The organism is Microbacterium thalassium, assembly GCF_014208045.1.
Lineage (GTDB): Bacteria > Actinomycetota > Actinomycetes > Actinomycetales > Microbacteriaceae > Microbacterium > Microbacterium thalassium.
The window spans coordinates 1,836,364-1,858,850 of record NZ_JACHML010000001.1; the positions used below are offsets into that span (position 1 = coordinate 1,836,364).

At 71.7% G+C, this 22,487-nt stretch carries 19 protein-coding genes; 12 read left to right on the forward strand and 7 right to left on the reverse strand.

Going from position 1 to position 22,487, the window contains the following annotated elements:
* The first annotated feature begins 23 nt into the window (after nt 1-23).
* The 3 genes from guaB1 (at nt 24) to HD594_RS08380 (ending at nt 4,017) form a co-directional block, all read left to right on the forward strand.
* Nucleotides 24-1,484, forward strand: a complete 1,461-nt coding sequence (gene guaB1 / locus HD594_RS08370; RefSeq protein ID WP_184750500.1) for a GMP reductase — start codon at nt 24-26, stop codon at nt 1,482-1,484.
* A gap of 128 nt (nt 1,485-1,612) precedes the next feature.
* Entirely contained in the window at nt 1,613-2,962 is a 1,350-nt protein-coding gene (locus HD594_RS08375) for a hemolysin family protein (protein ID WP_184752700.1), read from the forward strand.
* Nucleotides 2,959-4,017: a hemolysin family protein gene (locus tag HD594_RS08380; RefSeq protein WP_184750501.1), complete on the forward strand. Its 1,059-nt coding sequence runs from the start codon at nt 2,959-2,961 to the stop codon at nt 4,015-4,017. Before HD594_RS08375 ends, HD594_RS08380 begins: the two co-directional genes overlap by 4 nt.
* Before the next feature lie 12 nt (nt 4,018-4,029).
* On the opposite strand, the gene HD594_RS08385 is transcribed toward HD594_RS08380, so the two are convergent.
* Nucleotides 4,030-5,106, reverse strand: a complete 1,077-nt coding sequence (locus HD594_RS08385) for an NADH:flavin oxidoreductase/NADH oxidase (protein ID WP_184750502.1) — start codon at nt 5,104-5,106, stop codon at nt 4,030-4,032.
* 78 nt (nt 5,107-5,184) lie between these two features.
* Here HD594_RS08385 and HD594_RS08390 point away from each other — a divergent pair, with 78 nt between their 5' ends.
* From HD594_RS08390 to solA, 6 genes are all read left to right on the forward strand, one after another.
* On the forward strand, nt 5,185-6,006 hold the full coding sequence (locus HD594_RS08390; protein WP_246413945.1) for an ADP-dependent NAD(P)H-hydrate dehydratase: 822 nt from the start codon (nt 5,185-5,187) through the stop codon (nt 6,004-6,006).
* Between the two features lie 40 nt (nt 6,007-6,046).
* Nucleotides 6,047-7,258: a glycosyltransferase 87 family protein gene (locus HD594_RS08395; RefSeq protein ID WP_184750505.1), complete on the forward strand. Its 1,212-nt coding sequence runs from the start codon at nt 6,047-6,049 to the stop codon at nt 7,256-7,258.
* A 24-nt stretch (nt 7,259-7,282) separates the two neighbouring features.
* Complete coding sequence (locus tag HD594_RS08400; RefSeq protein ID WP_184750506.1) at nt 7,283-7,636, forward strand: thiamine-binding protein; 354 nt, start codon at nt 7,283-7,285, stop codon at nt 7,634-7,636.
* Nucleotides 7,637-7,645: 9 nt separating this feature from the next.
* Nucleotides 7,646-8,434: an IclR family transcriptional regulator gene (locus HD594_RS08405; RefSeq protein WP_184750507.1), complete on the forward strand. Its 789-nt coding sequence runs from the start codon at nt 7,646-7,648 to the stop codon at nt 8,432-8,434.
* 152 nt (nt 8,435-8,586) lie between these two features.
* Complete coding sequence (locus HD594_RS08410) at nt 8,587-11,091, forward strand: GcvT family protein (RefSeq protein ID WP_271171156.1); 2,505 nt, start codon at nt 8,587-8,589, stop codon at nt 11,089-11,091.
* A 35-nt stretch (nt 11,092-11,126) separates the two neighbouring features.
* Nucleotides 11,127-12,287: an N-methyl-L-tryptophan oxidase gene (gene solA, locus HD594_RS08415; protein ID WP_184750508.1), complete on the forward strand. Its 1,161-nt coding sequence runs from the start codon at nt 11,127-11,129 to the stop codon at nt 12,285-12,287.
* A 10-nt stretch (nt 12,288-12,297) separates the two neighbouring features.
* On the opposite strand, the gene HD594_RS08420 is transcribed toward solA, so the two are convergent.
* The 4 genes from HD594_RS08420 to metX all read right to left on the reverse strand — a co-directional run bounded on the left by HD594_RS08420 (nt 12,298) and on the right by metX (nt 16,367).
* Nucleotides 12,298-13,428 carry an aromatic ring-hydroxylating oxygenase subunit alpha gene (locus HD594_RS08420; RefSeq protein WP_184750509.1) on the reverse strand — a complete coding sequence of 377 codons (1,131 nt, stop codon included), beginning with the start codon at nt 13,426-13,428 and terminating at the stop codon, nt 12,298-12,300.
* A 14-nt stretch (nt 13,429-13,442) separates the two neighbouring features.
* Nucleotides 13,443-14,609 (reverse strand): NAD(P)/FAD-dependent oxidoreductase, encoded by a 1,167-nt coding sequence (locus tag HD594_RS17420; protein WP_184750510.1) that lies wholly within the window; start codon nt 14,607-14,609, stop codon nt 13,443-13,445.
* A complete protein-coding gene (locus tag HD594_RS08430) occupies nt 14,606-14,947 on the reverse strand; it encodes a bifunctional 3-phenylpropionate/cinnamic acid dioxygenase ferredoxin subunit (protein ID WP_184750511.1) in 342 nt (113 codons plus the stop codon). Before HD594_RS08430 ends, HD594_RS17420 begins: the two co-directional genes overlap by 4 nt.
* Nucleotides 14,948-15,161: 214 nt before the next feature.
* Nucleotides 15,162-16,367: a homoserine O-acetyltransferase MetX gene (metX, locus tag HD594_RS08435; RefSeq protein ID WP_184750512.1), complete on the reverse strand. Its 1,206-nt coding sequence runs from the start codon at nt 16,365-16,367 to the stop codon at nt 15,162-15,164.
* Between the two features lie 241 nt (nt 16,368-16,608).
* Between metX and HD594_RS08440 the strand changes: the two genes are divergently transcribed.
* Entirely contained in the window at nt 16,609-16,989 is a 381-nt protein-coding gene (locus HD594_RS08440; protein ID WP_184750514.1) for a hypothetical protein, read from the forward strand.
* A 272-nt stretch (nt 16,990-17,261) separates the two neighbouring features.
* Nucleotides 17,262-18,458: an IS30 family transposase gene (locus tag HD594_RS08445; protein WP_420827207.1), complete on the forward strand. Its 1,197-nt coding sequence runs from the start codon at nt 17,262-17,264 to the stop codon at nt 18,456-18,458.
* A 71-nt stretch (nt 18,459-18,529) separates the two neighbouring features.
* On the opposite strand, the gene HD594_RS08450 is transcribed toward HD594_RS08445, so the two are convergent.
* Nucleotides 18,530-19,852, reverse strand: coding sequence for a bifunctional o-acetylhomoserine/o-acetylserine sulfhydrylase (locus HD594_RS08450; RefSeq protein WP_184750515.1), 1,323 nt, complete (start codon nt 19,850-19,852; stop codon nt 18,530-18,532).
* Nucleotides 19,853-20,043: 191 nt separating this feature from the next.
* On the opposite strand from HD594_RS08450, the gene HD594_RS08455 reads away from it, so the two are divergent.
* Nucleotides 20,044-20,829: an SDR family oxidoreductase gene (locus HD594_RS08455; RefSeq protein ID WP_184750517.1), complete on the forward strand. Its 786-nt coding sequence runs from the start codon at nt 20,044-20,046 to the stop codon at nt 20,827-20,829.
* A 31-nt stretch (nt 20,830-20,860) separates the two neighbouring features.
* On the opposite strand, the gene HD594_RS08460 is transcribed toward HD594_RS08455, so the two are convergent.
* Nucleotides 20,861-22,372: an MFS transporter gene (locus tag HD594_RS08460; RefSeq protein WP_184750518.1), complete on the reverse strand. Its 1,512-nt coding sequence runs from the start codon at nt 22,370-22,372 to the stop codon at nt 20,861-20,863.
* Nucleotides 22,373-22,487: the final 115 nt, after the last annotated feature.

The following is a 22,487-nucleotide window of genomic DNA, read 5'->3' on the forward strand; positions in this document are numbered from 1 at the left end:
CCGTGGATCACTAACCTGGGGGCGTGGAGTTCTATGGCGAGCGACCGGCGGTCGACCTGACGTATTCGGACGTGTTCCTGGTTCCGCGGCGGTCCGCCGTGGCGAGCCGGCTCGACGCGGATCTGTCCCCGCGCGACGGCACGGGCGCGCGCATCCCCCTCGTCTCGGCGAACATGAACTCGGTCACCGGCGCGCGGCTGGCAGCCGTGCTGGCGCGACGCGGGGGCCTCGGCGTGCTCCCGCAGGACATGCCGCTGCAGGAGCTCGACGCGGCCATCCGCTGGGTCAAGGCCCAGCCGGTCATGTTCGACACGGCCCTGGTGCTTCCCCCCGATGCGACGGTGGCGGATGCCGCGCGGCTGCTGCCGGCGACCGAGGGGCACGGCATCGTCGTCGCCCACGCGGCCGAGCACGGCCGCGTCGCATCCGAGGACATCCTCGGGGTCGTCCCCGCGACGCGCCTGGGCACGGCGCTGTCGGACGCCCAGCTCGGCGACCTCGCGCGCTCCCGCGCGGCCTCCATCGACGCCGACGACGTCGAGAGCGCCCGCCACGCGTTCGACCTCATCACGGGTGCGCACGCCGACACGGTGTGCGTCCTGCAGCACGGCCATCTCGTCGGCACGCTCTCGCAGCGCAGTGCTCTGCGGGCGTCGCTGTACCCGCCCGCCGTCGACGCCTCGGGCCGGCTCGTCGTGGCCGCCGCGGTGGGGATCAACGGCGATGTCGCGGCCAAGGCGAAGGCGCTCGCGGGCGCGGGCGTCGACGTCCTCGTGATCGACACGGCGCACGGCCATCAGGAGGGGATGCTGCGATCGCTCCAGATCGTCGCCGACCTGAAGCTCGGCATCCCGCTCGTGGCCGGCAACGTCGTCACGGCCGAGGGCGTGCACGACCTGGTCATGTCGGGCGCGAACATCGTCAAGGTCGGCGTCGGTCCCGGCGCGATGTGCACGACCCGCATGATGACCGCCGTCGGTCGCCCGCAGTTCTCGGCCGTGCTCGACGCCGCGGAAGCTGCGCGCATGATGGGAGCGCACGTGTGGGCGGACGGCGGAGTGCGCTATCCGCGCGACGTCGCGCTGGCGCTCGCCGCCGGCGCGTCGTCGGTGATGATCGGCTCGTGGTTCGCCGGCACCATCGAGGCGCCCGGCGAGCTGCAGGTGGACGCCGACGGCCGCGCCTTCAAGGAATCGTGGGGCATGGCCTCCACGAAGGCCGTGCATGCGCGCTTCGGGCGGCTGGATCCGTACGAGCTCGCCCGCAAGGAGCTCTTCGCCGAGGGGATCTCGTCGTCGCGCATCTACCTCGACCCGCTGCGCCCGAGCCTGGAGGACCTCGTCGACATGATCACCTCGGGCGTGCGGTCCTCGTTCACGTACGCCGGCGCCGCCACGGTCCGCGAGTTCCACGAGCGCGCCCGCGTGGGGCTCCAGTCCGCCGCAGGCTACGAGGAGGGCAAGGCGCTCCCGGTCTCCTGGTAGCCGGCTCAGGATTCGCGGAGTCGGGGTGCACCCGCCTGCCGTAGAATTCCACTCACGATGGACGACCCTCCCAGTTGCAGACGATCGCCCCACCGACCCGGCTCCCGTGCGAACGGGGGTGATGCGTGATGGAGTACGTCATGCTGGGCGTGGGGCTCCTGCTCACCGTCGGCACCGGCCTGTTCGTCGCGAGCGAGTTCGCGCTGGTCAATCTGGACCGCGCCGACCTCGAAGCCCGCCGGGAAGCCGGCGAATCGCGTCTGTCGCTGACGATCAACGCGCTGCGCATCACCTCGACGCACCTCTCGAGCGCGCAGCTCGGCATCACCCTGACGACGCTGCTGACCGGCTACGCCATGGAGCCGGCGATCTCGAGCCTGCTGGGCCCGGTCTTCACGGCGTGGGGCATCCCGGAGGGCCTGGTGACGCCGCTGGCGGCGTTCCTCGGCATCACGATCGCCACCATCCTGTCGATGGTCCTCGGCGAGCTCATCCCGAAGAACTTCGCCCTCGCCGTGCCGCGCCAGACCGCCAAGCTCGTGATGCCGTTCCAGGTGGCCTTCACGACGGTGTTCCGCCCCGCGATCGTCGCCCTCAACGGCAGCGCCAACGGGGTCCTGCGCGCCATGGGCGTCGAGCCGAAGGAGGAGCTGTCGGGCGCCCGCACCGCCGAGGAGCTGTCGAGCCTCGTGCGCCGCTCGGCGAGCGCCGGCGTGCTCGAGAAGGACACCGCGTCGCTGCTGGACCGCAGCCTCACCTTCTCGCGGCTGACCGCGGCCGACATCATGACGCCCCGCCCCAGCATCCACGCCGTCTCGGCCGACGACACCGCCCAGGACGTCGTGCAGATCGCGCGTCGCACCGGCCACAGCCGATTCCCCGTCTACGACGAGTCGATGGACGACATCACCGGCATCGTGCATCTCAAGGCGGCCGTGAGCGTTCCCCGTGAGCGCCGCGACGACGTGCCCGCCGGGGCCCTGGCGACCGAGCCGCTGCGCTTCCCCGAGGCGGTGCACCTGGACGCCCTCATGGCCGAGCTGCGCTCGCGCGGCTACCAGATGGCGATCGTCGTCGACGAGTACGGCGGAACCGCCGGCGTCGTCACGCTCGAGGACCTCGTCGAGGAGATCGTCGGCGAGGTGCTCGACGAGCACGACCGCCGCCAAGCGGGGATCGTGCGCGCCCGCGACGGCGTCATCGTGCCCGGCGAGCTGCGCCCCGACGAGGTGCTCGACCGCACCGGCATCCGCATCCCCGAGAGCGAGGTCTACGACACGGTGGGCGGATTCGTCATGAGCGTGCTCGAGCGCATCCCCGTCGTCGGCGACACCGTCGAGATCGAGGACGGCACCCTCGAGGTGGTGCGGATGGACTCCCGCCGGGTCGACCGCGTGCGCTTCACACCGGCCACCGTCCACGCCGAATCGGCCACCGAGACGGATGCCCGGCGCGACGGCGAAGGGGGTGCGCGATGAGCGATTGGGCGGGCCTTGCCTGGCTGTTCGTGCTGCTGATCGCGAACGCCTTCTTCGTCGGCGCCGAGTTCGCGGTGATCTCCGCGCGGCGCTCGCAGATCGAGCCGCTCGCCGAGCGCGGATCGCGCGCGGCCAAGACGGCGCTGTACGCGATGGAGCACGCCACGCTCATGCTGGCGACCTCGCAGCTGGGCATCACGATCTGCTCGCTGCTGATCCTGAACGTCTCGGAGCCGGCGATCCACCACCTGCTGGCCGAGCCCCTGAAGCTCACCGGCCTGAGCCTGGCCGCGGTCGACGCGATCGCGTTCGCGATCGCCCTCATCCTGGTGTCGTACCTCCACGTCGTGTTCGGCGAGATGGTGCCGAAGAACCTCGCGTTCTCGCTGCCCGACCGGGCCGTGCTGATGCTCGCGACGCCGCTGGTGTGGGTGTCGAAGGTGTTCCACCCGGTGATCGTCACGCTGAACTGGATCGCGAACCACGCGGTGCGCCTGTTCCGCGTCGAGCCCAAGGACGAGGCGGCGTCGACGTTCACGCTCGACGAGGTCGCGACGATCGTCAACCAGTCCCGCATCGAAGGGGTGCTCGACGACGCCTCGGGCACCGTCGCGGCCGTGATGGAGTTCACCGACAAGAAGGCGGCCGACATCGCCGTGCCGCTGTCGGAGCTGGTGACGCTGCCCGAGAGCACGACGCCGGCCGCGATCGAGCGGGCCGTCGCCAAGCACGGGTTCTCGCGCTACGTGATCGTGGACCCCGAGGGCGTCCCCGTCGGGTACGTGCACCTGAAGGACGTGCTGCGCACGGCCGAGGGGGCGGATGCCGACGCCAAGGTGGCGCGTCCGATCCCGCCCAAGCGCATCCACCACATGGTGCCCGTTCAGGAGACCACCGACCTGGAGGACGCCCTGGCGCTCATGCGCCGCGCCGGCCGCCACCTGGCGCAGGTGCGCGACCAGACGGGCGCCGTGACGTCGGTGCTGTTCCTCGAGGACATCCTCGAGGAGCTCGTGGGCGAGGTGCAGGACGCCACGCGTCGCGGCCACCGGTGACCGCGGGGCCCGTCAGCCGGCGCGGCGCGGGCGGGCCCGCAGGTACTGCGGGGGCCAGTAGTCGATGTCGGCGGCGAGCTCGGTGGACGCGCGCAGGGCGTAGTGCGGGTCGCGCAGCCACTCTCGCGCGGCCATGACGGCATCGGCCGCACCGCCCGTGACCACGCGCTCGGCGTGGGCGGCGTCATCGATCATGCCGACGGCGCTCACGGGAAGCCCCGTGGCCTCGCGCACGTGCTCGGCCAGGTGCACCTGGTAGCCGGGACCGACCGGGATCCGCTGGTGGGCGACGAGCCCGCCGCTGGAGATGTCGAAGAAGTCCGCGCCGCGCGCGCCCGCCCACGTCGCGACAGTCGCGACCTCGTCCGCGCCGAGCCCGCCGTCGGCCCAGTCCGTGGCCGAGAACCGCACAAACACCGGAGCGTCGCCGACGGCATCCCGCACCGTCTCGACGACCCGCAGCAGCAGCCGGGCGCGGCCCTCGAGCGTCCCCCCGTATTCGTCGTCCCGCCGGTTCGACAGCGGCGAGAGGAACTCGTGGATCAGGTAGCCGTGGGCGGCGTGGATCTCGACGACGTCGAAGCCCGCGTCGACCGCCCGGCGCGCCGCGGCGCCGAACGCGGCGACGATGTCGTCGATGCCCGCGGCGTCGAGCGTCTCCGGGGCGTCATACCCCTCGAAGGCGATCGCCGACGGCGCGACGGTGCGCCATCCGCCGTCGGAGGGCGGCACGGTTCCGCGTCGGTCCGCGAACGGCGCGTAGGTCGACGCCTTGCGTCCCGCGTGGGCGAGCTGGATGCCGGCGCGCGCGCCCCGGGACCGGATCGCGGCGGCGATCGGTCGCCACGCGTCGCGCTGGGCGTCGTTCCACAGGCCGGTGTCCTCGGGGCTGATGCGCCCGGCGGGCACGACGGCGGTGGCCTCGGCGATCACGAGGCCCGCACCGCCCGAGGCGAACTGGGCCAGATGCGTGAGGTGCCAGTCGCCCGGCATCCCGTCCGTCGCGCTGTACTGGCACATCGGCGCCACCCACAGGCGGTTGCGGAACGTCGTGCCGCGGACGGCGAGAGGATCGAACAGGTGGGGCATGCGTCGCGTCGCTCCGGGGGATAGTGTGGCGCCATGTCGACCACGTGGACGGTCGGGGACACCGCGAGGGTCCTGCGTATGCCAACGGCGACGGATGACAAGTATTCCCGCGGCGTCCTCGGGGTGCGCACCGGATCCGAGCGGTACCCGGGGGCCGCCGTCCTGGGCGTCGAGGCGGCCCATCGTGCCGGCATCGGCATGGTGCGCTACGTCGGCCCGCCGACGCCGGCCGGGCTGGTGCTCGCCGCGCGGCCCGAGACCGTCACGTCCGCCGGGCGCGTGCAGGCGTGGCTGATCGGGTCGGGGACCGACCCGGCGGACCGGACGGATGCCGAGACCGCCGCGCTCCGCGGGATCCTGGCCGAGGGTGTCCCGGTGATCGTCGACGCGGGGGCGCTGGATCTCGCGGCGCACGCCGAGGTACCGCTGATCGTGACGCCGCACGCGCGCGAGCACGCGACGCTCCGCCGGATGCTGGGGCTGGGCGCCACGGGGGATCCCGCCCTGGTCGGCGGCGTCGACGACCCCGACGACCATGCGCGCCGGCACGCCGCCGCCGAGACCGCCCGGGCGCTCGACGGCGTCGTCGTCCTCAAGGGCTCGCGCACGGTCGTGGCGACCCCCGACGGCTGGACGGCCGTGGTCGATGCGGGAACGCCGTGGCTGGCGACGGCCGGCACCGGCGATGTGCTGGCCGGGGCGATCGGCGCGGTCGTCGCCTCGACGGCCGAGCACGGTGTGGCGCCGGCGCTCGCCGCCGCCGCCGGCGTGTGGCTGCACGGCCGCGCCGCCGCGCTCGCGGCGGCGGAGCACGGTGAGCGCGGCGGCCCCATCACGGCGCTCGACGTCGCCGCGAACCTGCCGCGCGCCGCGGGGGAGGCGCTCGCCGCGCACGCGTGAGCATCCCGGTGACGGCAGCGCTCTTCCGTAGCATGGGAGGGTGTCGAGGCGGGCGGTGCTGTGGATCGGGTTCGCCGTCGTCCACGTCCTCCTGGTGTCCGTCGAGTTCCTGACCGGACGATCGGCGGCGTGGGACGTCGACCAGCTGTACCGCTGGTGGGCCGACCTCGTCGTCGCCGGCGTGCAGATTCCGGGCATCACCGAGGCGTGGGTGTACCCCGCCTTCGCGCTCGTGCCGATCATGCTGGCGCGCCTGCTCGCCACCGTCGTCGACTACACGTTCGCGTGGGCCGTCCTGGTCACGGCCGTGGACGCGCTCGCGTTCGCGCTGCTGATCGGGAACGCCGCGTCGCGGGGCCGGCGGGCGGCGGCGTGGTTCTGGCTGCTGGCCATGACGGCGCTCGGCGCGGTCGGCGTGTTCCGCCTGGACGCCCTCACGGTGCCGCTCGCGGTCGCGGGCGGGCTGTGGCTGGTCGGCCGGCCCTGGATCGGGTCGGCGCTGCTGGCGGCGGCGACGTGGTTGAAGGTGTGGCCCGCGGCGATGCTCGCCGCCGCGTTCATCGCGGTGCGCCGCCGCTGGGCGGTCCTCGGCGGCGCGGTCGCGGTGTCGGCGCTCATCGTGCTCGCGGTGGTCGCCGCGGGCGGTGCGCCGTACCTGCTCAGCTTCGTCGGCGACCAGACCACGCGGGGTCTGCAGATCGAGGCGCCGGTGAGCACGGTCTACCTGTGGCTGGCCGTGCTCGGCGACCCGGGCGCGTGGGTCTATTACGACGCCGACATGATCACCTTCCAGATCACGGGCCCGAACGTCGACCCCGTGATCGCGGCGATGACTCCGCTCATGGCGGTCGCGATGCTCGCCGTGGCGGCGCTCGGTGCCGCGGCTGCGTGGCGCGGTGCGCGCTTCGCCGCGCTGTTCCCGCCGTTGGCCCTCTCGCTGGTGCTCGCCTTCATCGTCTTCAACAAGGTCGGCTCGCCGCAGTACATGACGTGGCTCATCGCGCCGCTGGTGATCGGACTCGTCCTCGATCGCGGACACTGGCGCCTGCCTGCCCTCGCGACGCTGTTCACGCTGGCCCTGACGCAGCTGATCTTCCCGTGGTTCTACGACACCCTGCTGGCGGTCTCGCCGCTCATGGTCGCCGTCATCACGGTGCGCAACGCCCTGCTGGTGGGGCTGTTCGGCTGGACCGTCGTCCGGCTCGCGCTCGTCACGGCCGCCGCCGTCCGCACTCGCACCCCCGTCCCCTGAATCGACCCCTCCGGGAGGATCCCCATGCTCGTCGCCTTCTCCGTCGCCCCCAGCGGCACCGGCCGTGCCGACGGCTCGGTCCACGACGCCGTCGCCGCCGCCGTGCGCATCGTCCGCGAGAGCGGGCTGCCCAACCGCACGACATCGATGTTCACCGAGCTCGAGGGCGAGTGGGACGAGGTCATGGATGTCGTCCGGCGCGCCACCGAGGCGGTGCTGCCCTTCGGGTCGCGCGTCTCGCTCGTGCTGAAGGCCGACATCCGCCCCGGGTACACGGGTGAGCTCGACGCGAAGATCGACCGGCTGGAAGCCGCCGTCGGCGACGGCGATTCGGATGCGTCCAGCGGCATTGATGCGCAGGACGCAACAGCGCCCTAGGCTGAGGACGTGCCCGCTCGCGACGAGAACGACCAGATCGTCCAGTCGGTCGACCGCGCGCTCCAGATCCTCGAACTGCTCGGCGGCGTCCGGTCGGCGGGTGTCTCCGAGATCTCGCGGGAGCTCGGCGTGCACCGCTCGACGGCCTTCCGGCTGCTCGCGACCCTCGAGGCGCGCGACCTCGTCGAGCAGGAGACGCAGCGCGGGACGTACCGGCTGGGACTCGGCGTGCTGCGCCTGGCGGGCGACGTCACGGCCCGTATGGACATCGTCACCGAGGCCCAGGCGGTGTGCGAGGCCGTCGCGGCGGGACTGAACGAGACCAGCAACGTCGCGATCCTCGACGAGGGCGCGGCGGTCAACATCGCACAGGCGACCGGCACGAACGCCGTCGCCATCGTCCGCCAGTACGTGGGACGCCGCACGCCCCTTCACGCGACCTCGACGGGCAAGGTGCTGCTCGCCTACGCGCCGCCGCACGTTCACGACGAACTGCTCGCCGCGGCGGACCTGGAGGCGTGCACACCCCACACGATCACGCAGATCGACGAACTGGCGCAGCATCTGGCCGAGGTGCGGCACCGCGGGTGGGCCTCGGCGGTCGAGGAGTGGGAGCCCGACACCAATGCGCTCGCCGTGCCCGTGCGCGGCGCGGGCGGCGAGGTGGTCGCGGCGCTCAGCGTCACGGCTCCCACCTTCCGCATGTCGCCCGAGGGATTTCCCGCGCTCGCCGACCTGCTGCGCGACTACGCCGGACAGCTCGGCGTGCGCCTCGGCGCCACGCGCGCCGCTCGCTGACCCGCCATCCCGATCGGACCGCGCCCGGTCGTTACGCGTGCGTAAACTCTTCCCCTCGCGGTGGCTCAGACCGTTGTCGCGGTGTTCTCCTCGTTCCTAGACTGTTGCGCACAACACACGACGTTGCATCATGCGCAACACCTGGAGGAGTTGTGACACCGCTCTCGAACCTCGCGCCGCAGCCGCGCATCGTGATCATCGGCCTGGGCGTCGTCGGTGCCGCGCTCGCCGACGAGCTGACCGCCCGCGGCATGTCGGATGTCACGGTGCTCGACCAGGGGCCGCTGTGGGAGACCGGCGGATCGAGCTCGCACGCGCCGGGGTTCGCGTTCCAGACGAACCCGAACCGCGTCATGGCCACGCTCGCCCGCCGCACCCTCGACAAGCTCGACGGACTCTTGCTGGGGGACCAGTGGCTGCTCAAGCGCAGCGGCGGCCTCGAGATCGCGACGACGCCGGAGCGCCTGCACGACCTGCGTCGGCGCGTCGGGCTCGCACATGCGTGGGGCATTCCGGCCGAACTGGTCGGCCCCGACGAGTGCGCGCGCCTGTGGCCCGGCCTCGACGTCTCATCCGTCCTCGGAGGTCTGCACACCCCGACCGATGCCGTCGTCAAGGCCGTGCCCGCCGTGCGGTGGCAGGCGGAGCGCGCCATCGACCGCGGTGCGCGTGTGCGCGACCTCACCCGCGTCACCGGCATCCGCCGCGAGAGCGGGCGGGTCACCGGCGTGGAGGTCGTGCCCGTGCCGCGCGGCGACGCCGACCCCGAGCTCGTGCCGGCCGACGTCGTGATCGCGTGCGCCGGGCTGTGGGGTCCGGAGCTCGCCCGCGAGATGCTCGGCTTCGAACTGCCGATGCGCCCGATGGAGCACTGCTTCGGCATCAGCGACCCCGTGCCCGCCCTCATCGGGCGCATCGACCCGGTCGAGGAGCTGCGCCGGCCGATGCTGCGTCACCAGGACTTCTCGATGTACGTGCGCGAATACGGCGACCGGATCGGCATCGGCGCCTACAACCATCGCCCGATGCTCGTGCCGACTGGCGGCATCGCATCGGCCGACGACCAGCACGCGACCGGCGCCCACCCCGCGATGCATCCGCTCACGTGGGACGACTTCGCGCCGAGCTGGGACGAGGCCCGGCGCCTGCTGCCCGAGCTGCGCGACACCGGATTCGGGCACGGCTTCAACGGCATCTTCTCGTTCACGCCCGACGGCGGTCCCATGCTCGGACCGGTGCCGGGCACCGACGGCCTGTGGCTCGCGCAGGCGGTGTGGGTGACTCAGTCGGCGGGTGTCGCCGAGGTCATGGCGGACTGGATCGTGAGCGACGATCCCGGCATCGACACGCACGGACTCGACTTCTCGCGCTTCGACCCCGCACAGGCGACGCGCGCGTTCGCGGACGAGCGGGCCGAAGAGGCGTACGACGAGGTGTACGACGTCCTCCACCCGCAGCAGCCGACGGCGCGGCTGCGCGGCATCCGCACGAGTCCATTCCATTCGCGGCATGAAGCCCTCGGCGCCGTCTTCGGCGAGGGCGGCGGCTGGGAGCGACCCCTGTGGTTCGAGGCGAACGCGCCGCTGCTGGCGGGGCTCGACGCGGTGCCGCAGCGGGACCCGTGGGGAGGCAGGGTGTGGTCGCCGATCGCCGCGGCGGAGGCCCACGCCACCCGCAACGGCGTCGCGCTGTACGACATGTCGTCGCTGCCCCGGCTCGAGGTCGAGGGCGAGGGGGCGACCGAGCTGCTCCAGGGCCTGGTCACCGCCGACGTCGACCGACCCGTCGGCGCCGTCGTCTACGCGCTCATGCTGGATGAACGCGGCGGCATCCTCTCCGACGTCACCGTCACGCGGCTCGGACCCGAGCGGTACCTGCTGGGCGTGAACGGCCACCTCGACCGCGTGCACCTCGAGGCCGAGATCCCGCCCGGCTCGCCCGTGCGGGTGCGCACCGTCCGCGGCGAATGCGGACTGGGACTGTGGGGGCCGAAGGCCCGCGACGTGCTCGAGCAGGTCACCCGCGACGACGTGTCGCACACCGGGCTGCGCTACTTCCGCGCCGCCGAGATCGAGATCGCCGGCGCCCCCGTGCTCGCCCAGCGCGTCAGCTACGTCGGCGAGCTGGGGTGGGAGCTGTACACGCCCGCCGAGTTCGGCAGGTGGGTGTGGGACCGACTGTGGGAGGCGGGCCGGGATGCCGGCATCATCGCCGCCGGCCGCAGCGCGTTCAACAGCCTGCGGCTCGAGAAGGGATACCGGCTGTTCGGCACCGACATGTCGCGCGAGGACATCCCGGCCGAGGCGGGGCTCGACTTCGCCGTGCGGATGTCGAAGCCCGCGTTCGTCGGGCGCGACGCCCTGGCCGCGCAGGGCGCGCCGGCCCGCAGGCTCGTCACGCTCACGCTCGACGACCCCGGGGCGATCGTCCTGGGCTCCGAGCCGGTGTACCGGACTGCGGAGGCTCCGCCGATCGGGTGGATCACGAGCGCCGACCAGGGGTACACGGTCGGCCGCACCATCGCCTACGCGTGGCTCCCGGCCGAGGATGCCGAGGCGGGCACGGCTCTCGAGGTCGAGTACTTCGGCGTGCGGCTCGCGGCGACCGTGCGCACGGACCCGCTGGTCGACCCAGACATGACGCACATCCTGCGCTGAGCGCCGGCGCCGACACGAACAAGGACGGAGAGCGGATGCAGCACCACGACGTCATCGTCATCGGACTGGGATCGATGGGCGGTGCGGCGGCGAACGAGCTCGCCGCACGCGGCGCCGACGTCCTGGGCCTCGAGACGTACGAGCCCGGCCACGAGTTCGGGTCTGCGCACGGCGGCTCGCGCATCGTGCGGCAGTCCTACTTCGAGGACCCCCAGTACGTCCCGCTGCTGCGTCGCGCGTACGACGGGTGGCGCCGGCTCGAGGCCGACTCCGGCCGGCGCATCATGACGCTCTGCGGCGGCATCTACATCGGCGACCCCGACGAGCTGACCTTCGCCGGCAGCCTCGCCGCCGCGCGCGAGCACGGGCTCGCGCACGAGGTGCTGGACGCCGTCGAGGTGCGGCGCCGGTTCCCCACGATCGACCCCGCCGACGACGCTTTGGCCGTCTACGAGGCCGATGCCGGCTACGTGCGCCCCGAAGAGACCACGATCGCCAACGCCGAGGTCGCGGCCCGCCGCGGCGCGACGCTGCGCTTCGGCGAGCGGGTCCGCTCCTGGACGGCGACGCCGGGCGGGGGCGTTCAGGTCACGACGGATGCCGGCACGTACGGCGCCGACCGGCTCGTCATCGCGCCCGGGGCGTGGGCGCCCGAGCTGCTGCCCGAGCTGGCGCTGCCGCTGTCGATCGAGCGCATGGTCTTCTACTGGTTCACGCCGGAGTTCTCGGAGTCACTGCCCTACGAGGCGTGGAGCGAGGCGCGGCATCCGGTCTACATCGAGCAGACGCACGGCAACGGTCAGATCTACGGCTTCCCGATGACCGACGGCCCGGAGGGCGGGTTCAAGCTCGGGTTCTTCCGCAAGGGATCGGTCACCACCGCCGACACGATCGACCGAACGGTCGTCGACGCCGAGGTCGAGGATATGCGCGAGCGCGCGCTGCAGCTGTTCCCGCAGCTGACGGGACCCGTCGTGCAGGCCAAGACGTGCCTGTACTCGGTCACGCCCGACGAGCACTTCGTCATCGGGCAGCATCCCGAGCACCCCCAGGTCTCGATCGCGTGCGGTTTCAGCGGCCACGGCTTCAAGTTCGTGCCGGTCGTCGGCGAGATCCTCGCGGACCTGGCCACGCGGGGCAGCACCGATCTGCCCATCGGGCTGTTCGACCCGCTGCGGGCGGTGCTGCGCGCCTGAGCCCGGCGGCTCAGTCCGCCAGCATCTGCTCCACCCACTCGTGGAAGAGTTCGATGTGGTGCTCGGCGGGCACGAGTGCGCCGCCGTCGCGGTAGACCCGTGACGACATCGCCGGCTGGGTCTTCTCGCACGCATCGAAGTCCTGGCGGTTGACGCGGTCGAACAGCTCGACCGACTTCGTCACGTCGACACCCGCTTCGACGACCTCCGGCAGGAACAGCCAGTCGCACTCGACGTACGTCGAGGACTCCGACGTCGGGAACATGCGGTGGACGATCACATGATCGGGGACCATGTTGATGAACACGTTCGGCCGGATCGTGATGGCGTAGTAGTTGCGCTCCTGGTCGGGGGCGATCAGCGGAAGCGCGGCGACGCCCGCCGAGCCGTCCACCGTGAACCCCTCGATGTCGTCGCCGAACGGCGCACCGCGGCCGACGTGCGTCTGCGCCGCCCAGCCGTCGGCGAACTCGGGGATGACCTCGGTGAGTTCGGGGTGGATCGTCGCGCAGTGGTAGCACTCCATGAAGTTCTCGACGATGAGCTTCCAGTTGGCCTTGACCTCGTACCCCACGCGGGCGCCGACGGCGAGCTCGTCGATCTGGTAGTTGTCGAGCGGCTCGACGACCCCGAGCCGCGTGGCGACCTCGCCGAGCACCGTCTCTTCGAACGACGGCGGCTCGTCGGCCGTGCACACCCACACGTAGCCGATCCACTCGCGCACGCTGACGGCGCGCAGCGCGTACTCGTCGGCGTCGACATCCGGCATCTTCGTGAGATTGGGGGCGGCCATGAGGCGCCCGTCGAGATCGTACGTCCACGCGTGGTAGCCGCACTGGAAGGTGCGCCGGCTTCCGGCATCCTCGGTGCACACGCGCATGCCGCGGTGACGGCACACGTTGAAGAACGCCCGGATCTGCCCGCGCCGGTTGCGCGAGACGATGAGCTGCTCGCTGCCGACCTGCACGAGCTTGTAGTCGCCGGCGCGCGGGATGTCGCCTGAGCGCACGACGCACATCCACGTCGTCTCGAAGATGCGCTCCTGCTCACGCGCGAAGACGCCCGGGTCGGTGTACGCCGAGCCCGGGGGAGTGCGGCGGAGCGACCCGGGGAGCGGCTGGTCGAGCTGGTCGATGATCACGTGCGTCTCCCCGGTCAGGCGGCCGCTTCGGCGGCGGTGCGGAGGGCGGGTCGGTTCGTCTTGCGCCACCGCATCATGAGGCGCGGCTGGTTCACGGCGAACGCGGCGACGGGGACGCCGTCGCGGTGGTAGGTGACGAACAGCTCGGCGTGGTCGACGCCGCCCGCCTCGACGAGCGCGACCTCGTCGCCGTGCAGCTCGCCGGCGAACTGCAGCTTCGCGTCGTACTGATCGGACCAGACGTAGGCCGCCTCGGGCCGCGCGGGGGCGGTGCCGGTGAGCAGGCCCGCGACGTGTCCGGCGCGCTGCGTGGCCTCGGTCCAGTGGCCGCAGGGGATGCCGGCCCACACCGCGCAGTCGCCGACCGCCCAGATGCCGGGCGCGGCGCGTCCGTCCTCGTCGCAGCGCAGGCCCCCGTCGACGTCGAGCCCGCTTCCGGCCAGCCACTCGACGGCCGGGTCGGCTCCGATGCCCGAGATGACGACGGATGCCGCCAGCCGGCGTCCGTCGGTGAGGACGACGCCGTCGGCGCGCCCCTCGGACGCCGTCACGTGGGCGATGCGTGCGTCGGTGACGAACCGCACGCCGTGCCGCTCATGCACGGCCTGGACGACGCTCGCGGCGAGCGGGCCGCGGCGGCGGATGAGCGGCGCCTCGTCGGCGCACACGACGGTGACGCGGGCTCCGGCGCGCACGGCCGCGGCGGCCGCCTCGAGGCCGACGAAGCCGGCTCCGGCGACCACGACCTCGGCACCGGGCGTCAGAGCCTCGCGGAGGGCTTCGGCGTCTTCGATCGTCGCGAGAGGATATACGCCGTCGCGCGCGCCCGGCAGTGTGCGCGGCCGCGCGCCGGTGGCGACGATGATGTCGTCGGCGAGGATGCGGCTGCCGTCGTCGAGGACGACCTCGCGACGTGCCGCATCCAGCGCGTGCGCGGTGCGCCCCAGCATGAACGTGACGCCGTGGCAGTCGCCCTCGGCCTCGAGTGCCAGGTCGGCCCGGGTGATCTCGCCGGAGAGGAACTGCTTGCTCAGCGGCGGGCGATCGTAGGGTCGGTGGGGCTCGGCGCCGAGGACGACGATCTGACCGTGGTAGCCGGCGGCCGAGAGGTTCCGCGCCGTGGTGAAGCCCGCGAGCCCGGCGCCGACGATGACGATGCGGTGGTCGGTGCGGTCGGTCACAGCGAGACCCCCGGGGGCAGGTGCGCGGGGGCATCCGACAGCTCGGCCCACACGACGTCGTCGATGACCTCGACGCGGTGCACGCGCACGCCGAAACGCGCCGGCGGCTGGTCGACCGCGCCGGTGGTCAGCGAGAACGAGCTCGCGTGCAGCGGGCACTCGACCGCACAGCCGTCGAGCCAGCCCTGCGCGAGCGAGGCGTCCTGGTGCGTGCACGTGTCGTCGATCGCGTGCACGTCGCCGTCGGCGGTGAGGAAGACCGCGACCGGTGGCGAGACCGTGTCGATCCGTGTTCCCTCACCGGGGGTCAGGTCGCTCAGAGAGCAGAGGCGCTGCATGGGGCGGCTCCGGAGACTCGTCGGCCAAGTGTGCGTTATACGCAACACGCTTCGTATTACACAACAGAATGAGATCGGCCGAGGGCGGAGTCAAGCGGACTCAGGCGCGTCACGACCAGAATTTACGGCGCGGAAACACCCCGCCTCCGCCGTTACAGGACGGAAACCGCAGGGGCTCGCAGGTCGCGCGAGCGCGGGGCGGTGGAAGGCGGGCTCAGGCCTCGAGCAGACGGCGGATGTGCGCGCCGACGGCATGGGTCTCGATGAGGAATCCGTCGTGCCCGAAGTCGCTCGTGAGAACGACCGCGCGATCCCCGTCGAGCGACGTGCGGATGCCGTGGGCGATGCGGTGCTGGCCGTCGATGGGGAAGAGGCGATCGCTGTCGATGCCGAGCACGAGGGCCGTCGCGGTCACGCGTGCGAGGGCGTCCTCGATGCCGCCGCGATCACGTCCGACGTCGTGCGAGTTCATCGCCTCGACGAGCGTGATGTAGCTGTTGGCGTCGAAGCGCCGGGTGAACTTGTTGCCGTGGAAGTCCAGGTACGACTCCACCGCGAAGCGGCCGCCGTGCCCGAGGGGGCTCAGGCCCGACTGCCACGACCGCTGGAACCGCTGATTCAGCTCGGTGGGGGAGCGGTAGTTCAGCAGCGCCATGCGCCGTGCGAGGGCGAGACCGCGGTTGGGACCGTCGCCGTCGCCGGAGTCGTAGTACTCGCCGCCGGCGAAGCGGGGGTCGATGCGGATGGCCTCGAGCTGCACCGAGTTCAGGGCGATCTGATCGGCGGTGTTCGTCGGCGGCGACGACAGGATGCCGACGCGTGCCACGCGGTCGGGCTGGCCGACGGCCCACTCCAGCGCGTGCATGCCGCCCATCGATCCGCCGAGGACCGCGGCCCACGTGTCGATGCCGAGTGCTTCCGCCAGCCGCACCTGCGCCGAGACCTGGTCGCGGATGGTCAGGTACGGGAAGCGCGAGGCCCACTCGTACCCGTCGGGCGCGACGCTGGCAGGGCCCGTGGATCCCTGGCATCCGCCCAGCATGTTCGGCGCGACGACGAACCACTCGTCGGTGTCGATCGGGCAGCCCGGGCCGACGATGTCGTCCCACCAGCCCGAGGTCGCATGTCCCGGGCCCGCCGGGCCCCGCACGTGGCTGTCGCCGGTGAGCGCGTGGAGCACGAGCACGGCGTTGTCGCGGGCGGCGTTGAGCTCGCCCCACGTCTCGTACGCGAGGCGGTAGCCGGGGAGCTCCCGCCCGCCCTCGGTGCGGAACGCCCCGAACGCGGCGAACCGGCGGTCGCCGACCGGGTCGCCGTCGCGCCACGCGCCGGTGGCGGGCGGCCGCCCCAGCAGCAGGCGCGCGTCGGCCTCCGTCACCGGTGCCGACGGCACGGTGTCTTCGGAGGTCTGCCAGTCCATGTCAGGGGCCTTTCGCGCGGGACTCCAGGGTATGCGGTGGGATGGATCGTCGGCTGACTGTTACCGGATGCCGCAAGCGGCAGCGACCGGGCGGGCGGTCCTCGCGCCGGCGGAACGCGAGAAGGCGCGGGGACCTTCGGCCTTCCCGGCTCGCTCGGCGTGAGGTGAGACTGGAAGGACCGGGAGCGATGGCGCCGACGGTGTTCGGCGCCACCCGGCCGGAGTGGAAGGGCTTGACGTCATGAGCACACCGCAGCGGTCCGCCGATACGGGCCGGAAGGATCCTCCGACGAAGCCTCAGCTTCATTGGGCGTGGTGGTCGCTGCTGCTGTACCCGGTGGCGATCTTCCTGAGCGTCCGAACGCCGACCGCGGTGCTGGGCTGGGTGGGAAGCGCCGAGACGCCGGCGGCGCAGCTGCCGTGGTGGCAGGTGGCGCTCGCGTTCGCGGCGGCGATCATCGTGCTGCTGTCGCCGTTCGCCGTCACCGCGCTCTTCAGCAACCGGGCCAAGGCCGGCGGGGAGGCGCATCCGCGGCTGCCGCTGATCATCGCGGCCGTCCTGGTGGGCCTGTTCGTCGCGGGATTCATGGTCCCGCTGTTCCTCGGATTCGTCCTCGTCTGACCCGGTGACACACGGATGCCCCGGCAACGCGCGGGTTCTAGCGATCCCCGCAACACCCTGAGTTTCAGGGAGTTGCGGGGATCGTGTATTCGAGAGCGTTGAAGGCCGAGTTCTTTGAGGTGCTTCGCCGTGAGGGCGACAATGTCGCTGCGGCTGCGCGGCTGGTGGGCGTGAGTGTGAATACGGCCTACGGGTGGGTTCGGGCCGCCGGGGTTCGCGGTCGAGGGAACCCGTATCGGCATGGGCATCCCGGGCGGGCCGAGTATGAGCGGCTGCGGGCGGCTGGGGTCAGTCGTCGCGACGCTGCCTCGCAGGCGGGGGTCGATGAGCACACGGCTCATGACTGGGACTATGGGATCCGCAAGGTCAGCAACGCGCGCCTGTACCCGGACGGGCGCCGGGTGGACTACACCACGGGTATGACCACCTACGTTGACCAGGTGTCGCCACCGCCGGTGACGGCGCTGGAGGCGGAGCTGCATCCGCGGTTCCTGACGCTCGTCGATCGGGAGACGATCGCGGACCTGCACCGTCAGCACCTGTCGTTGCGAGAGATCGGCAGACGGTTGGGCCGGCCGGCATCGACGGTCAAACGGGAGCTCGACAACCACCGGTCCCGGGACGGCTCCTACCGCCCCTACGCGGCGCACCGCGCCTGGGCCCGGAGCCGCCCTCGCCCCAAGAACAGCAAGCTCACCGTTGACGGTCCGCTGCGCGCGTACGTGACCGACAAGCTCGGAGTGCACTGGTCGCCGGAGCAGATCTGCCACGCTCTGGTCAAGGAGTTCCCCGACGACGAGAGCATGCGCGTGAGCACCGAGACGATCTACCAGGCGATCTACGTCCAAGCCCGCGGCGGTCTGCGCCGCGAGATCGCCGACGCGTTGCGCACCGGACGCACCCGCCGCAAACCCCACCGGCACCCGGACCAGCGCACGCCGCGGTTCACCGACCCGATGGTGATGATCTCCGACCGCCCCGCCGAGGTCGAAGACCGCGCCGTTCCCGGACACTGGGAAGGAGACCTGATCGTCGGCACCGGATCGCAATCCGCGATCGTGACCCTCGTCGAACGCACCACGAGATACGTCCTGCTCGGCCACCTGCCCGCCGGGCACACCGCCGAACAAGTCCGCGACGTCCTCGTCCCGCTGATCGGCACCCTGCCCGCGCACCTGCGCGGGTCGCTGACCTGGGACCAAGGCAGCGAGATGGCCGCGCACAAGCAGTTCACGATCGCGACCGACGTCCCGGTCTACTTCTGCGACCCGCACTCGCCCTGGCAGCGCGGATCCAACGAGAACACCAACGGGCTGCTCCGCCAGTACTTCCCCAAGGGCACCGACCTGACCGTCTACGGACCCGAAGACCTCGAACACGTCGCCCAGGAACTCAACGGCCGACCACGCAAGACGCTCGGCTGGGATACCCCAGCCGAGCGTCTGCGTGATCTACTGACAACCACATAAGCCATCAGGTGTTGCGAGGACCCCTAGAAACCGCCACGAGGCCGGGGCATCCGTCGTTCAGGCGATGCGTGTCAGGCGCGCGCGGCCTCGGCCACCTTGCGGGCGGCGGCCAGAGCCTGCTCGAGGTCGGCCTTGAGGTCGTCGATGTTCTCGATGCCGACCGACAGGCGCACCAGGCCGGGCGTCACGCCGGTGGTGAGCTGCTGTTCGGGGGTCAGCTGCGAGTGGGTCGTCGAGGCGGGGTGGATGACGAGCGAGCGCACGTCGCCGATGTTGGCGAGATGGCTGAAGAGGGTCAGCGAGTTGACGAACTCGCGGCCCGCCTCGACACCGCCCTTGAGCTCGAACGACAGCACGGCGCCGACGCCCTTCGGGGCGTACCTGTTGGCCGCCGCGTACCAGGGCGACGTGGGAAGGCCCGAGTAGTTGACCGACGCGACGTCATCCTGGTTCTCGAGCCACTCCGCGATCTCCTGCGCGTTCTGCACGTGGCGCTCGATGCGCAGCGACAGCGTCTCGATGCCCTGGATCAGGAGCCACGCGCTGTTGGGCGAGATGGCCGAGCCGAGGTCGCGCAGCAGCTGCACGCGGGCCTTGATGATGTACGCCAGGCCGTCGCCGACCGCGGTCGTGTACGACGCGCCGTGGTACGAGGGGTCGGGCTCGGTGAGGCCGGGGAACTTGTCGACGTTCTTGGACCACTCGAACTTCCCGCCGTCGACGATGACGCCGCCGATGGTGGTGCCGTGGCCGCCGAGGAACTTCGTGGCCGAGTGGATCACGATGTCGGCGCCGTGCTCGAACGGCTTGATGAGGTACGGCGTCGCGATCGTGTTGTCGACGATCAGCGGCACGCGCGCCTCGTGGGCGACGTCGGCGACGCTGCGGATGTCGAGCACGTTGATCTTCGGGTTGCCGATCGTCTCGGCGAAGAAGAGCTTCGTGTTCGGGCGGACGGCGGCGCGCCACTCCTCGGGGTCGTCCTGGTTCTCGACGAAGGTCGTTTCGATGCCGAGCTTGGCGAGGGTGTACTTGAAGAGGTTGTACGTGCCGCCGTAGATCGAGCTCGACGAGACGATGTGGTCGCCCGCCTCGGCGATGTTCAGCACCGCGAACGTCTCGGCCGCCTGGCCGCTGGAGACCAGGAGGGCGCCGGTGCCCCCCTCGAGCGCGGCGACGCGCTGCTCCACGACGTCCTGCGTCGGGTTCTGGATGCGGGTGTAGATGTTGCCGAACTCCGCCAGCGCGAACAGGTTCGCGGCGTGGTCGGTGTTGTCGAACACGTACGACGTGGTCTGGTAGATGGGCGTGGCGCGAGCCTTCGTCACCGGGTCGGGCTGAGCGCCCGAGTGGATCTGCTTGGTCTCGAAACGCCAGTTCTCGAGTTCGGACATGGCTGCTCCTGCGGGTCTGGATGCCGGGGCAGACGCCACCGGCCGAATCCGACAGTACGGATGCCGGTGGCGTCGCTCAACGGTGGGGAAATGTGACGTAACCTGCGACTCGTCGCACCGGCCGCTGGGGACCGCCACGGCAGGCCCAGGGCGGTTCATCGCGTGCTCACGGCGGCGGTAGCGTGGGGAGCATGACGACGAGACGTGCTGTGGTGACGGGTGCCAGTTCCGGGATCGGCGAAGCGGCTGCGCGCGCCCTGCGTGCCAGCGGGTGGGACGTCGTTGCGGTCGCGCGTCGCGCCGAGCGGCTGGCGCAGCTCGAGTCCGAGACCGGCGCCGTGGCGTTCGCCGCGGACCTCACCGTCGAGGCCGACGTGGACGCCCTCACCCTGTGGCTGGCCGAGTCGGGCCCGGTGCACGCGCTCGTGCACGTCGCCGGCGGCGCGCGGGGCACCGACCGCGTCGAAGACGGCAGCCCCGACGACTGGCAGTGGATGTTCGACGTCAACGTGCTCTCGACCCAGCGGCTCGTTGCCGCACTCCTGCCGCAGCTGCGGCAGGCGGCGGCAGCCGACGGCCACGCCGACACGCTCTTCCTGACCTCGACGGCCGCGCGCACGCCCTATCAGGGCGGCGCCGGGTACAACGCCGCCAAGGCGGCCGAGTCGATGATCCCCCAGGTGCTGCGCCTGGAGCTCAACGGCGAGCCGATCCGCGTCACCGAGATCGCCCCCGGCATGGTGCACACCGAGGAGTTCACGCTGAACCGCCTGGGCGGCAACGCGGATGCCGCCGCGAAGGTCTACGACGGCGTCGAGGCCCCGCTGGTCGCCGACGACGTCGCCGACGTCATCGCCTACGCGCTGAACGCTCCGGGCCACGTCAATCTGGACCTCATCACGGTCCGTCCCGTCGCGCAGTCCGCCCAGCACCTGCTGGCACGCGGTCCGCTGCGCGTGCGCGAAGACCCGCGCTGACGCCCTGGCGGCGCTCCGGCCGCCGGTTCCGCTACATCACCTGCGACTCGCCCGCGACGGCATCCGCCTCTTCGGCGATCGTGTCGGCGAAGGCGACCTTCGGCACCATGAAGAGCAGCGCCGCGGCGAGGAAGCCGCCCGCCGAGCAGATCGCCCACACCGCCATGTAGCCGCCGAGCGACGCCGCCGTCTCGCTGGCGACCGCGCCGACGCCCGCGGCGAGCACGACGCCGAACACGGCCGACGCGAACGTGCCGCCGATGGTCTTGGTCGTGTTCGTGAGGGCCGACGCGATGCCGGTCTGCCCGCGGGGGGCCGCGGCCGCGGCGGCGGCGGGCATGGCGCCGACGAGGGCGCCCGAGCCGATGCCGGCGATCATGAGGTTCATCAGCACCTGCCAGAACTCCTGGTGGAACGGGAGGAACAGCAGGTAGCCGATGCCGACGAGCGCGGCGGCGCCGATCAGGATCACGCGCGGGCTCGCCTTGCGCGAGGTCACCGCGAACAGGATCGCGCCGATGATGAGCGACACGAGGTAGATGCCGATGACGTTGGACCGGCCGGTGGCGTCCAGCCCCAGGCCGTAGCCGAGCGACGAGTCGGTGCCCGCGTACGTCGAGAGCGGGCCCTGGGCGCCGAGCAGGCTGATGCCGATGAGGAACGCCGTGGCCTGCACGGGCCACATCTCGGGGCGCCGCAGGACCCGGATGTCGATCGCGGGGTCCTCGTGGCGCAGCTCGAATCTCACGAACCACCAGAACACGCCGACGCCCGCAAGCAGCAGCACCGCGACCCACACCCAGGTGATGGCCGGCAGCGCGTACAGCCCGATCATCCGCATGTACACCAGAGCGCCGGTGACCAGCAGCAGCCCGCCGGTGAGGATCGCGAAGCCGGCGACGTCGAGGCGGCGACCCGGCAGCGGCTCGGATTCGGGCACCCCGAGCCAGATGACGAACGCGATGAGCGTCACGGCGATCGCGGGCATCATCAGCGTGAACGTCAGGTCGCCCCCACTGGCCGCGAAGACACGGCCGGCGGCGAGGGCGCCGATGATGGCCCCCGCTTCGAGCCCGACGACGAGCAGGCCCGCGGCCCGGCGCGTGAGCGAGACGCCGTGCTCGCCACGGCGCCCGCGCTCGAAGATCAGCGCGATCTCGAGCGGCAGCCACACGACGTAGAAGCCCTGCAGCGCCCATGCGAGCAGGAATGTCCAGAACGTTCCCGTGAACGCCAGCCACCACGTGGCTCCGGCGGTGACGATCGTGGCGAACAGGAGCACCTTCTTGTGCCCGTACATGTCGCCGAGCTTGGCCATGATCGGCACGACGATCGACGAGAGCAGCAGCTGCGCCGCCTCGAACCAGTTGACGTCGCCGTCTCGGATGCCGAGGTGGATGACGATGTCGCTGAACAGCGGAACGTAGTAGCCCTGCAGGATGCCGCTGGTGATCTCGACCAGGATGAGCCAGCTGATCAGACCGGCGGTGATGCCGAGGGCGGAGCCGCGAAGTCGGGCTGCGGCGTTGGAGGCGCGTGACACCCAAGGACGATAACACCGCGCACGTTTCCGGCCTGTGTCGGGGCGGGCCGGGGCAGCCGGGCGGGTCGGGCCACCGGGGGGCGGATCCCCGTAGGGTTGAGGAACGCGAGCGAGG

Coding starts and splice junctions, on each gene's coding strand:
- HD594_RS08375 (WP_184752700.1), top strand. CDS start 1,613: ATGGAGTACGTCATGCTGGGCGTGGGGCTCCTGCTCACCGTCGGCACC.
- HD594_RS08380 (WP_184750501.1), top strand. CDS start 2,959: ATGAGCGATTGGGCGGGCCTTGCCTGGCTGTTCGTGCTGCTGATCGCG.
- HD594_RS08385 (WP_184750502.1), bottom strand. CDS start 5,106: ATGCCCCACCTGTTCGATCCTCTCGCCGTCCGCGGCACGACGTTCCGC.
- HD594_RS08390 (WP_246413945.1), top strand. CDS start 5,185: ATGCCAACGGCGACGGATGACAAGTATTCCCGCGGCGTCCTCGGGGTG.
- HD594_RS08400 (WP_184750506.1), top strand. CDS start 7,283: ATGCTCGTCGCCTTCTCCGTCGCCCCCAGCGGCACCGGCCGTGCCGAC.
- solA (WP_184750508.1), top strand. CDS start 11,127: ATGCAGCACCACGACGTCATCGTCATCGGACTGGGATCGATGGGCGGT.
- HD594_RS08430 (WP_184750511.1), bottom strand. CDS start 14,947: ATGCAGCGCCTCTGCTCTCTGAGCGACCTGACCCCCGGTGAGGGAACA.
- metX (WP_184750512.1), bottom strand. CDS start 16,367: ATGGACTGGCAGACCTCCGAAGACACCGTGCCGTCGGCACCGGTGACG.
- HD594_RS08440 (WP_184750514.1), top strand. CDS start 16,609: ATGAGCACACCGCAGCGGTCCGCCGATACGGGCCGGAAGGATCCTCCG.
- HD594_RS08450 (WP_184750515.1), bottom strand. CDS start 19,852: ATGTCCGAACTCGAGAACTGGCGTTTCGAGACCAAGCAGATCCACTCG.
- HD594_RS08455 (WP_184750517.1), top strand. CDS start 20,044: ATGACGACGAGACGTGCTGTGGTGACGGGTGCCAGTTCCGGGATCGGC.